The sequence below is a fragment of the Bradyrhizobium sp. genome, from assembly GCF_019244115.1.
Lineage (GTDB): Bacteria > Pseudomonadota > Alphaproteobacteria > Rhizobiales > Xanthobacteraceae > Bradyrhizobium.
In genome coordinates, this window is the sequence record NZ_JAFATE010000312.1 from 1 (window position 1) to 11579 (window position 11579).

General features: G+C 65.5%; 13 protein-coding genes. 5 read left to right on the forward strand and 8 right to left on the reverse strand.

Annotation, left to right across the window (positions count from 1 at the left end):
- Window positions 1–780: DUF1501 domain-containing protein (locus tag JOZ76_RS13835; RefSeq protein WP_291699189.1), on the reverse strand; the 780-nt coding region annotated here is incomplete at its 3' end.
- Window positions 777–2345 carry a DUF1800 domain-containing protein gene (locus tag JOZ76_RS13840; protein ID WP_291699190.1) on the reverse strand — a complete coding sequence of 523 codons (1569 nt, stop codon included), beginning with the start codon at window positions 2343–2345 and terminating at the stop codon, window positions 777–779. The genes JOZ76_RS13835 and JOZ76_RS13840, both read right to left, overlap by 4 nt.
- A 100-nt stretch (window positions 2346–2445) precedes the next feature.
- Here JOZ76_RS13840 and JOZ76_RS13845 point away from each other — a divergent pair, with 100 nt between their 5' ends.
- Window positions 2446–2682 carry a hypothetical protein gene (locus JOZ76_RS13845; protein ID WP_291699201.1) on the forward strand — a complete coding sequence of 79 codons (237 nt, stop codon included), beginning with the start codon at window positions 2446–2448 and terminating at the stop codon, window positions 2680–2682.
- 64 nt (window positions 2683–2746) lie between these two features.
- Here the strand turns inward: JOZ76_RS13845 and JOZ76_RS13850 are convergent, their stop codons facing one another.
- The 6 genes from JOZ76_RS13850 to JOZ76_RS13875 all read right to left on the reverse strand — a co-directional run bounded on the left by JOZ76_RS13850 (window position 2747) and on the right by JOZ76_RS13875 (window position 6636).
- Complete coding sequence (locus JOZ76_RS13850) at window positions 2747–3157, reverse strand: VOC family protein (RefSeq protein WP_291699191.1); 411 nt, start codon at window positions 3155–3157, stop codon at window positions 2747–2749.
- Between the two features lie 168 nt (window positions 3158–3325).
- On the reverse strand, window positions 3326–3529 hold the full coding sequence (locus tag JOZ76_RS13855) for a hypothetical protein (protein WP_291699192.1): 204 nt from the start codon (window positions 3527–3529) through the stop codon (window positions 3326–3328).
- Window positions 3530–3535: 6 nt separating this feature from the next.
- Window positions 3536–4492 carry an SPFH domain-containing protein gene (locus JOZ76_RS13860; protein WP_291699193.1) on the reverse strand — a complete coding sequence of 319 codons (957 nt, stop codon included), beginning with the start codon at window positions 4490–4492 and terminating at the stop codon, window positions 3536–3538.
- Window positions 4493–4687: 195 nt separating this feature from the next.
- Window positions 4688–5395 (reverse strand): glutathione binding-like protein, encoded by a 708-nt coding sequence (locus JOZ76_RS13865; RefSeq protein ID WP_291699194.1) that lies wholly within the window; start codon window positions 5393–5395, stop codon window positions 4688–4690.
- A 171-nt stretch (window positions 5396–5566) separates the two neighbouring features.
- Window positions 5567–5803 carry a hypothetical protein gene (locus tag JOZ76_RS13870; protein ID WP_291699195.1) on the reverse strand — a complete coding sequence of 79 codons (237 nt, stop codon included), beginning with the start codon at window positions 5801–5803 and terminating at the stop codon, window positions 5567–5569.
- Between the two features lie 68 nt (window positions 5804–5871).
- Window positions 5872–6636 (reverse strand): sulfite exporter TauE/SafE family protein, encoded by a 765-nt coding sequence (locus tag JOZ76_RS13875; RefSeq protein WP_291699196.1) that lies wholly within the window; start codon window positions 6634–6636, stop codon window positions 5872–5874.
- A 123-nt stretch (window positions 6637–6759) separates the two neighbouring features.
- Here JOZ76_RS13875 and JOZ76_RS13880 point away from each other — a divergent pair, with 123 nt between their 5' ends.
- The 4 genes from JOZ76_RS13880 to JOZ76_RS13900 form a co-directional block, all read left to right on the forward strand.
- Window positions 6760–7707: a LysR substrate-binding domain-containing protein gene (locus JOZ76_RS13880; protein WP_291699197.1), complete on the forward strand. Its 948-nt coding sequence runs from the start codon at window positions 6760–6762 to the stop codon at window positions 7705–7707.
- Between the two features lie 288 nt (window positions 7708–7995).
- Window positions 7996–8784 (forward strand): helix-turn-helix transcriptional regulator, encoded by a 789-nt coding sequence (locus JOZ76_RS13885; RefSeq protein ID WP_291699198.1) that lies wholly within the window; start codon window positions 7996–7998, stop codon window positions 8782–8784.
- A 461-nt stretch (window positions 8785–9245) separates the two neighbouring features.
- On the forward strand, window positions 9246–9500 hold the full coding sequence (locus tag JOZ76_RS13890; protein ID WP_291699199.1) for a hypothetical protein: 255 nt from the start codon (window positions 9246–9248) through the stop codon (window positions 9498–9500).
- Between the two features lie 381 nt (window positions 9501–9881).
- Window positions 9882–11579 (forward strand): DEAD/DEAH box helicase family protein (locus tag JOZ76_RS13900; RefSeq protein ID WP_291699202.1); only part of this gene is annotated, 1698 nt, incomplete at its 3' end.

Sequence of the window (11579 nt, forward strand, 5' to 3'; positions counted from 1 at the left end):
GCGCGGTCCGTCATCGGCGGCCATCAGCTTGGCCGCGCCGCGCGCCACCTGCCGCATCGCGGCCGCGCCATTGGCCCCGGACTTCGGCTTCATGTCGTCGCCAAGCGCAGCCTTTTCCAGTTGCAGGCCCTGCGACAACGCGGAGGCCAACGCCGCATCGCGATGCTGGTAGAGCGCGACGAGCCGCATCGCAGTGTCGTCATCGGCCTGCGGCAGCGCGACGGGCGCCCAGCCGACCGTCGGCGCAGCGCCGCGCAGCACCAGAGGCGTGGTGGGGCCGACCCCCAGCGCGCTCTTGACGCGCTCGCCGCGCGGCAGCGCTTCCAGCGCGCGGTTGAGCCAGCCGGACTGCACCCGGCCGGGCCCGGCAAAGCCGCTTTCCAGCACGTCCTGACCGTCGAAATGCGAACGATCGCGGTAGGGCGTCGCAACAGCATGAATGACAGCCGCATGCTTGTCCCGGTACATGCGTGCAAACTCCGGCATCGCCGGATGCAGCGCGAAGAAGCCATCGAGCGCGGTGGCGGCATGCGGACCGTCGGTCGACAGCGCGATCGCGCCGTGCAGTCCGGCGTAGTCGGGATCGCCCACGGGCGCGACAGTCGCGAGCCCATCCAGCGCGCCGCGCAGGATGATGACGACGAGCCGCGGATCGCGGCCATCGGCCGCGCGCGCGAATTTCGGCAAGTAGGCCCAGGCCGCGAACGAGGCGCCGCCGAGCAGCAGCGCGCGGCGCGATGGGACGAGCAGGCGGCTTGCTTCGCAGCAGTCCATAATCATCTCCTCTGAAATTCCGGCGACATCAAGAGCAGCGCCAGCGCCTGCTGGCGCGATTCCGCGCGCTCGATGGTTCGCCGTGTCTCCTCGGACGCCGCGTCGGCCGCGACCAGTTCCAGGAGCTCGCGCGGGTCGACATTGTTGCCGGCGCGCGATGCGATCTGCGCCGCGATGTCGAGCCTGAGCTTCATGCCCTCCGGCGCGGCCCAGGCCGCATTGGTGTCGGCAAAGCCGTTCGGTCCCGCCGGCGACCACAGGGGCTGGCCGAGCGTGTTGAGCGCGCCGAGATAAAGGCCGGGCTCATCCGGAACGCGGGCGAGCGCCCGCCCGGCCGCGACCAGGAATTCATACGGACTGCGCAGCTTGGTCGGCGGCGCGCTCCAGGCCTCGTCGGCATCGACCAGCGCCAGCGTCATCGCCCGGAGGTCGCCATCGGTTCGCGTGAACACCTCCTGCAGCCGCGCCACCAGCGCAGGCGGCGGATCATCGGCGACGAAATGCCGGGCGAATTTGGTGGCGATGAATTTTGCGGTCGACGGATGCCGTGCGATGTCGGCGAGCGCGGCCTCGCCCTGTGCGATGCCCCCCTGCTCATAAACCTTGCCGAGCAGCCTCTGAAGTCCCGGCTGATGGGCGTTGGCATTGAACACGAAACTGCCGGGCTCGCCGAGCTTGCCCTGCCGGCCCGCAAAGCTCCAGCCGGTGATGATGCGCGCGAGTGCGGTGACGTCCTCCTGGGTGTAGCCGCCGCCGACGCCGAGCGTGTGCAGCTCCATGATTTCGCGGGCGAGGTTTTCGTTGAGGCCGCGCTTGCGGTTCTGGCCGGCGCGCGAGTCCGGGCCGAGGGACTGCTGATTATCGAGGAAGAACAGCATGGCCGGATGTTGTTCGACGGACTTCAGCATGTCCGCGAAACGCCCGAGCACATGCGGCCTGATCGCCTCGCGTTCGAACGAGCCGGCCCACATCCGCGCCAGCGCGCCCTTCTCGGCCGAGATGCAGAAATGATTGGACCAGAAGGTGACCAGCCGTTCGGTGAATCCGCAATCGGCAAGTACGGCGCGCTGCAGCCTGGCCAATGCTTCGGCACGAAACGTCTTCTGGATGACGTTTTGCGGTTGCTGCGGCTGCGCGGCCTGCTTCGCCCCATCCGCTTGCATAGTTGCATTCGGTGCTCTCGAGGCCGCGGCGCTCCCGCCCTCCGCCGGCTTCATCCCGCTATCCTTGCCGGCGATATCGGATGCCGCGTTGGCGAGCGCAGGCGCGCGCATCCGCGCATTGGCGTCGGCAGGAAATGGTTGCGGCGCTCCTTCCGATGCGGGCGCGCCCGCCTTCGCCTCCCGCGCCTTCTTCTGCTCTTCCTGATAAGCGAATACCGCCTCCCCCAGCGCCGGCGTCGACTGCAATCCGGGGACCTCGAACAGGGCGCCGTTCGGACGGCCGAGTTCGGACTTGACGAAGCCGCGCGGATCGGTGGCCGCATTGACGAAGTCGCCGGATGCACCGCCGCGCGCACCGAACCCGAAACGGTTGAGCGCGACAAGGGCAGCTTGCGAATCGCGGGTCATCGTCTTTTCCTCTAACCTTGGTTCGAACTGCGCGACCAAACTATACTGCGACAGCAGATGAACCCGACATTAAAAACGCGGCAGGCGATGAGTGGGAATCATGAACAATTGGTTAGGAAGCAAAGCGCGGCATCTCGCCTGTCATCGATGCGGCACTGAATTTACCTGCATTGGGGACGAGGCTTGCTGGTGCGCGAAGGAATCCGCGCGGCTGCCGATGCCGCGTGCGGGCGAAGACTGTTTGTGCCGAGCCTGCCTGTGCGAGGCCGCGGACGCGCAGACGGATGTTGCAGAGGCGGGCGCACGTTGCGGCGCCCAAGCCGCCCGCGGCAACTGACGGTCGAACTCAGTCGCGGGCAGCGTCGCCGTGGCGCTTACCGCTTGCCGGACAAGATCGACAATCAGCGGTCGGCCGGCCCAGCGAACAGCAGGAGATTGCCGTCGAGATCCCTCACGATGAAATCCAGTGCGTCCCAGGGCTCGCGCTTCAGCGGTTGAAAGAACACGACGCCCGCGGCCTCGAACTCCTCGGCCAGCTGCTTGATCTCGGCGGCGGTTGCGACCGTCAGCGACGCCGCCAGCAGTTCCTCGCGGTCGCGTAGAACAGGATCGATCACCGGCTGCTTGACACAGCGCAGGTTGAGGCGCGCCGCATCGCGCTTCACCTGCGCGTAGTAGGGCGGCTCGCCATAGGTGAACTCGATCGCAAAGCCGAGCTTTACGAAGAAATCGCAGGCGGCCTTGATGTCGGCGACGAACAATTGCGGCTCGGCGACGGTGAGAAAGGCCCTTAAGGGGGTATCCGCCTGCATGCCCGGCAATCCTGTCAAAAAAGACCGGCGCGACAATGCGCTACGGCGGCACGCGGCGCAATCGTTTTTGGTTTGGAGCAACGCCGCCGGCGCGACGGCATTCTGCCGGCGCGGCATGACGCAGGACCGGAAACCGGCGGCCACGATGAGCAGCAAGCAACCCGGACGTCATTCGCCGCTGTCACCTTCGTCCGGCGGCTTGATCCGGATTCCACGGCGCGCCAGGGCCTCGCGGAGAAGGATCTCGATTTCGGCGTTGACGCTGCGCAGATCGGCTACGGCGCAGCGTTTCACCGCGTCAAGAATCGCTTTCTCCGCCCGGAGCGGAAAGGGAATGCGTTCCGGGCCCGGGGGCCGTCCTCGCTGCGCCATGACGGGTCATGAATAGAGAGTGCCGGTATTGATCACCGGAGTGACCTCGCGGTCGCCGACCAGCACCACGAGCAGATTCGAGATCATCGCGGCTTTTCGCTCCGGATCGAGGGCGTCGGCAAGTTTCTTCTGGTCGAGCTCTCGCAGCGCATCTTCGACGATGGAGACGGCGCCCTTCACGACCATGCGCCTGGCCGCGACCACGGCGCTTGCCGCCTGCTTGCGCAGCATGGCGCCGGCGATCTCTGAGGAATAGGCGAGATGCGAGATGCGCGCTTCGACTACGGAGACGCCGATCGGCGCCATTCGCGTGCGGATTTCGTTCAGCAGGGTTTCGATGATGGCATCGCCGCCGTCGCGCAGGCTGACGGTGGTCATCGGCGGATGTCCGCCCTGCTCGACCGCTTCTTCCGCCTCGACCTCGTCATAGGGATGCACGCTCGCCATCCGCCGCAGCGCCGTTTCGCTCTGGGCTTTGACATAGTCGGCATAGGAGCCGACCTCGAGCAGCGCCTTTGCAGCATCCTCGACGCGCCACACGACCACCGCGCCAATGTCGACCGGATTGCCGGCCGCATCGTTGACCTTGAGTGGACCGGACTCCAGGGTCTGGAGGCGGCGCGACACCTTGGTCTTCGAATTGAAAGGGTTGACCCACCAGAGCCCGGGCCGGTGTTCAGTGCCGACATAGCTGCCGAACAGCAGGCAGACGAGGCTCTCGTTCGGCTGGAGAATGACGAGGCCTTTGGCGGTGGCCACGGCGACGATGAGGATCGCGAGCAGCAGGAGCCAGACCCGGGGTAGAGCGTATCCGTTGTTGTCGAAGCCGGTCGGGATGAGCCACGCGAACAGCGCGATGAGAGCAAGGCCGATCGCGAGCATCGCATACCCGTTGACAGCCTTGAGGTCGCTGTCGACGACGGTGCTGCCGCGGGTCGGAGCCAACACAGGGGCCGTGGACATACGCGATCTCCCGGATTTTTTTCGATATATTTATGATATCAAAAATTAGCTGCGGAGTCAAACCGCGCGAGGTCGTGGTCGAGGACACGCCCCAATGCGACCGTCATTGCGAGGCGCGCTTGCGCCGAAGCAATCCAGGGTGTCACCGCGGTGAAAGTCTGGATTGCTTCGCTTCGCTCGCAATGACGAAGACCGTTACCGCACCACGGCGGCGGTCTGTCCAAACAGGATCTTGCGCTCCTCCTCGGTGCGGATCGCGGGCTGGCCAAAGTTCGGATTGACCTCCTTCGCCTTGGCATAGGCGCGCTCGGTTGCAGGCCGCGCACGGATCGCCTCCAGCCAGCGCTTCAGATGCGGGAAGTCGTCGATCTCCTGTCCCTGGTTCTTGTACGGCACCACCCAGGGATAGCAGGCCATGTCGGCGATCGAATAGTCGCCGGCAATGAACGCGCGGTCAGTGAGGCGCTTGTTGAGCACGCCATAGAGGCGGTTGGTCTCGTTGACATAGCGATCGATGGCGTAGGGAAGCTTTTCCGGCGCGTAGTTGCGGAAATGGTGATTCTGGCCGGCCATCGGCCCGAGCCCGCCCATCTGCCAGAACGTCCACTGGATCGCGTCATAGCGCCCGTGGAGATCGGCGGTGAGGAATTTGCCGGTCTTTTCGGCAAGGTAGAGCAGCATGGCGCCGGATTCGAAAATCGAGATCGGCTTGCCTCCACCTTTCGGCTCGTGATCGACCATCGCCGGAATGCGGTTGTTTGGCGCGATCGCCAGAAACTCCGGCTTGAACTGTTCGCCCTTGCCGATGTTGATCGGAAAGATCTTGTAGGCGAGGCCGGTCTCCTCGAGGAACATCGTGATCTTGTGGCCGTTCGGCGTGGTCCAGTAATACAGATCGATCATGGCGGCGCTTCCTGCTTGCGAATTAGATGCGATTGCATGAATTTCGCGCCGGATCGTGGCCAAGTCAATGCCGCGCGCCACCAAAGGGCGCAACCGTGATCCGCGGAGCCGTCAGAGCTGCAATGAACGCCGAGCAAAAAGCATAAAGATCAAGACGAACTCCCCGGGCGATCAGCCGATCCGGCCGTTGGCGCGCAGAAACTTCTCGCCGTCCTCGGTGATGGTCACGACGAGGCCGAAGCCGGCGATGGTCTCGCGCACGACATAGCCATGGTCGGCCGCATCCTCCCAGATCGTCAGCCGCGGACAGGAGGTCTTCCAGGTCGCGACCACTTCCGAATAGACCCGCGGCTCCCTGGCGATCCATTCGACGAAGTCGAGCACCAGCGGATCGGCTGTCTCTGTCATCGCTCCTCTCCTTCTCGATTGCGCATGATCTCTTCGGAAAACCGCTGCACACTTTTCCGGATCATGCGCTAATTGGCAGCGACGGACTCGCGCGCGAAAAACAGCAGCCAGGCGCCATAGATGATGTAGTAGCTCGCAATCGTCGTGATCAGCCGGCCCGCCCAGGTGCGGAACTGCTGCTCGCTCATGGCCTCCAGGATGCGCCGCGCCAGCGAGGTGCCGAGCATCGAGGCCAAGATCGCCACAGTCGCGAGCACCGGATCGAGCGATGCCGCCTGATCGATGATGCCGCCGAAATAGATCAGCTTTGTAAAATGGCTCGCCACCTGGCAGGTCGCCTTGGTGGCGACGATCGAGCGGCGGTCGAATTTCGCGCCGAGGAAGAACGTGTCCATCAGCGGGCCCGACACGCCGGTCATCAGCATCAGCCCCATGCAGACGGTGCCGTAGCACGCGCCCTGAACGATGCTGTCGGGATTGGGTTTCAGGCCCGCCGGCATCAGCCGCGCCATGAACGGCGTGACGCCGAGCATCAATAGCGCGACCGGCTTGTCCGGCACGTAGCGGGTGAGCGACCACAACGCGAGCGCCAGCGCGCAGCCGATCAGGTAGACAAAAACCGGCCGCCAGCGGATATGCGCCCGCCACAGCAGCGCGCGCCAGCCGTTCGAGGCCATCTGCGTGATCGCGTGCAGCACCATCGCAGCCGGCAGCGGCATCAGCGCCAGCAGCACGCCGATCAGGATCAGCCCGCCCGCCATGCCGAACAGGCCGGACAGGAACGCGGTCGCGACCATCAGAAGTCCGAGTGCCATGATCACGAGCGGCGCCATCTAAGTCTCCGAATCCCCTGCAATCGTAGTGCGCCGCTTGTGCGGCGGGCGCAAACGGAGTTATCTTGCCCAAGCCTCAGTTTTCCTGATGGTGAGGCGGGGAAGGCGCAAGGGGAAGGCAACGTGCGGCGGCTTCTGTTTCTCAACGGCATCAAGGCATTCGAGGCGGCCGCGCGCACCGGCAGTTTTGCCGCCGCCGGATCCGAGCTCAACGTCTCGGCCGCCGCGATCAGCCGGATGGTGCATCTCTTGGAGCAGCGGCTCGCCGTCGCGCTGTTCGAGCGCAAGGCGAACCGCCTCGCGCTGACCCAGGCCGGCCGCGCCTATCAGGGCGGGCTGACGCCGATCTTCGATGCGCTGGCGAGCCTGACCGCGCAGGTGACCGCGGCCTCAAAGATCCGCGTGCTGACCATCGGCGTCGGGCCGACTTTTGCGATGCGCTGGCTGATCCCGCGGCTGGCCTCGTTTCGCAAGCAGGAGCCGGACATCGACGTCCGCATCACCATGGGCGGCGCCGCCGCGCCGTTCGGCGACGACTGGAGCTGCGGCATCAAGCTCGGCGACGGCAACTGGCCCGGGCTGGTCGCCGAGCCGCTGTTCGCCGGCGACCTCACGCCGGTCTGCACCCCGCAGCTCGCAGCGTCGCTGAAACGTCCGGCCGACCTGAAGGGACCGGCGCTGCTGCGTGTCGCGCACGCCGCCGAGGACTGGCCGCTATGGCTGAAGGCCGCCGGCGTTCCGCGCATCGCCGCGCGGGGGCCGGAGTTCGGCTATTATGGCTACGCACTGCAGGCGGCGTCCGATGGCCTCGGCGTCGCGATGGGCATCAGGCCCTATGTCGACGACGATCTCGCCGCCGGACGGCTGGTTGCGCCCTTCGCTCTCGCCGTGCCGAAGGGCATGCGCTGGTACCTGCTCTATCGCAGTTTTCAGACCACCCAGCGCGACTTCGCCGCCTTCCGCCGCTGGATCGTCCGCGCGGCAGCGGAACCGACGGCGCGTCCGATGCCGAAACACCAGAGCGAGCGGAGCACTCCGTCCGCAACCATGGCTGCGAGAAACAAACCGTAAGCCCTGTTTACGGGAACCTTCTCCTTCTGATTGTTGACAACGTGATGTCTCCAACATGAACGTTGCGGCTCAGCGCTCGTTCGTGCCAATGTTTCTGCGTGTTGCGGCCGCTGCGACGTGGGTCCCGTTGAGGCCACGAGAGATGTTTGGATGGCCGGTCCCCTGCCGCGACGACCGAGGCCGCGCCACAGACGAGCGAAACGCCGGGAAGGCATGTTACGTACTCGCGTGAGAGCAGCGTGTTGCATGATGCACCGCTGCGGGTGGAATTGATCGTTCGAGAGCCCGATGCACGGTCTTATTCGGAACGGCTGCGAACCGGTGCAGGCCTGCACCGTCGACACGCATCCCGATATCGACGCCGGCGCCTGGCTGTGTGCGCTCCGCGAGATTCCCGGCGGAACCGTCACGGAAGCCGACTTCCTGGGCTGGCTCGACGGACCGTTGCGGCGATTCTTTCCGTTCGAGAAGTTCTTTGGCGCCTACGGCTATGTTTCGGGCGGACGCGCTCACATGCGTTCCGCCATTTCGAGCGGTCACGGCCCCGAATTCATGGCGAGCCGTTCTCCCGCGATCGACGTCAAGGCGCGACCTTGCATCGCCTGGTGGCTCTCGCATCGCAGGGGCATGGTGCTCGACAAGACCATCGCCACGGACTCGGCGGGCGCGCGGATCGCGCTGTCGGAGATCGAGATCGACGACCTCGACCGCTACGGCCTGGGCGCCCTTGCCCAGACCGGCGTGATCGATCCGTTTGCCAACACTGGCGTCCATCTGGGCTTTTCCGGCGTGCCGAAGAACCGATTGGATCAGACGCTGGCCGCGCTCGAACTGATCACACCCGTGGTCTACGCGCTGTACTTCCAGACCAGGGCGGTCGCGCCGGCGGTGCTTCGCCTGAACTCATTGACCGACCGGCAGCGCGACCTGGTCGATCTCGCAGCGCTCGGGCTGTCCGACAAGGCCATCGCCTCGCGCCTCGGCATTTCCGAGCACACGGTCGGCAATCATCTTCGCGCCATCTATGCCAAGCTCGGCATCTCCAAGCGCAGCCAGCTCGTCGCCCTCGTGAAATGAATAGCGATCGGCGCGAAGCCATCGCGTCTTGCACGGAAGTCTTCGCACGGAAGTCTTCGCACGGAAGGCTTGGCACGGAAGGCTTGGCACGAATGTGTCATCGACATGGCGCGGTCGCTGATGATGTCATCAGCCGGTAGACGCTGCTGACGAATCCGCGGCGCCAGCCGGGACTGCTTGCATCGGCGATACAGAGAACTGCTCAGGAACGATCGTCCTTGGCCCGCGATGTCTTGATCGGACCCCGAGTTCGATTCCACCCCAAAATCGTCCGAGGCCGCCCGCGCCGACATGGCGGGCGGGGGCCTGCGCCCGCCGGCAGGTTGCCCGGTCCGATGATCGCCCGGGCCGACCGGTCGGCCTGCAGCTCGACCGACAAAAACCGTCTCACCTGTGAACGGCTTCACATTTCGGGGCAGGCGGCCCGTGCTTGTCTCGCCGTTCCAGAAGGGGACGCGGCCATGACCTGCCTTTACGACGACTTCGCCATCGAATGTTTCGAGGCTGGACGAGGGCTTTGGCATGCCAGAATCCGGCGTGCCGATCGCGCCCCGCTGGTGATCAACGCTGTCAGCTTTCCGTCGCTCGAAGTTGGCTTCGCCTGGTCGAGCAGCCAGGCGGCCATCGCCGATGCCAAGAGCCACATCGACCGTTTCGGGCTGCGTTGGGCCTGCAACCCGGGCATGCCGGCCCCAAAACTCGCAGCCGCTGTTTAAGTCTGGGAAGGGGCACTCATCAATGACACAGCTCGAAACCGCGCAACATGCGCAGCCGGCATCGGCCGTGCGATCGCACTGCCCGGAATGCAGGGGACGCCTCTCGGTGCTGCGCGTCTTCGGTGGCCGAAAGGCTTCCGAATATTGGACGCTGCAATGCAATCGATGCCACAGCATCCACCTCGACATCATCAAGCAGCCGCCTCTGGTCGCAGGCTGAGGCGCGGCGCCCGACGGCTGTGCGCGACGGATCATCTCGGGTTCCCAGGGGCCTCGCCGACCGGCCGGCGGGACCGGCCCTGACCAAATCCTGTCAGCAGCCTGAACGGAACGACGGAGAGGTCACTGCCAAGCGGCGGGTTTATGCCTATATTGCCCGCCATGGCGAAGAATCCTGACGCTCCGAAAAAGCCCCCTAAAACCCCGAAGTCGAAGGCGCATCGTCCCGACGTGCAGCCGATCGGGCCGGCGCTCGCCGAGCTGCTCAATCCCGCGATCAACCGCGGCGAAAGCGGGCTTGGTTCCTCGACCGGCCTGCAGCCGCCGCCGGACAACTCCTTCGACCGCCGCGCCGGCGGCGAGGCCGCCGCGCATCGCGCCCGCGCCTCGACGCGCGGCAAGAGCGAAGAGGTTGCCAGGCGCGATGCTTCCACGAGCGATACTGCTCTCTCGAAGAGCGATGCTGCGCTCCCTCCCCCCTTGCGGGGCAGGGTTGGGGAGGGGGGTACCCCAAGCGACACTGCACCTGTGGCCACCCCCACCCCCGACCCCTCCCCGCAAGGGGGAGGGGAGCACAGCGCGCAAGCGGATGAAGCCAGCGTGCACAGCGGCGTCGAAGAAGCGCCGCAGGCCCATTACGGCACCGCGGCCACAGTCCCCACGCTCGATCCGGAACTGGCCCGGCAGCTCGGACTGCCGACCGAGGAGGATGACGCCGCGGCGCTCGCCCGTCCGCCGCGCAGCAAGATGGAGGCGCTCGGCGTGCAGGCCACCGCCGAGGCGCTGGAGACGCTGATCCGCGACGGCCGTCCCGAGTTCCGCAAGAACGACGGCTCGCTGAAGGTGTGGACGCCGCACCGGCCGCCGCGCCCGGAAAAGAGCGAAGGCGGCGTGCCCTTCGTCATCAAGTCCGACTATGAGCCGAAGGGTGATCAGCCGCAGGCCATCGCCGAGCTGGTCGAAGGCATCGAGCGCAACGACCGCAGCCAGGTGCTGCTCGGCGTCACCGGCTCGGGCAAGACCTATACCATGGCCAAGGTGATCGAGGCGACGCAGCGCCCTGCTTTGATCCTGGCGCCGAACAAGACGCTCGCCGCCCAGCTCTATGGCGAGTTCAAGAATTTCTTCCCCGACAACGCGGTCGAGTATTTCGTCTCCTATTACGACTACTATCAGCCCGAAGCCTATGTGCCGCGCACCGACACCTATATCGAGAAGGACTCTTCCATCAACGAGCAGATCGACCGCATGCGCCATTCGGCCACCCGCGCGCTGCTCGAACGCGACGACGTGATCATCGTAGCTTCCGTCTCCTGCATCTACGGTATCGGCTCGGTCGAGACCTACACGGCGATGACTTTTGCGCTGAAGAAGGGCGAGCGCATCGACCAGCGGCAATTGATCGCCGACCTGGTCGCGCTGCAATACAAGCGCACCTCGGCCGACTTTTCCCGCGGCACCTTCCGGGTGCGGGGCGACGTCATCGACATCTTCCCGGCGCACTATGAGGACCGCGCCTGGCGCGTGAACCTATTCGGCGACACCGTGGAAAACATCGAGGAGTTCGATCCGCTCACCGGCCACCGGCAGGACGAGCTCGAATTCATAAAAATCTACGCCAATTCACACTATGTGACGCCGCGTCCGACCCTGGTGCAGGCGATCAAGTCGATCAAGGTCGAACTGAAGCAGCGGCTCGACCAGCTCAACGCGCAGGGCCGCCTGCTCGAGGCGCAGCGGCTGGAGCAGCGCACCACCTTCGATCTGGAAATGCTGGAGGCCACGGGGAGCTGCGCCGGCATCGAGAACTATTCGCGCTATCTCACCGGCCGCCGGCCCGGCGAGCCGCCGCCGACGCTG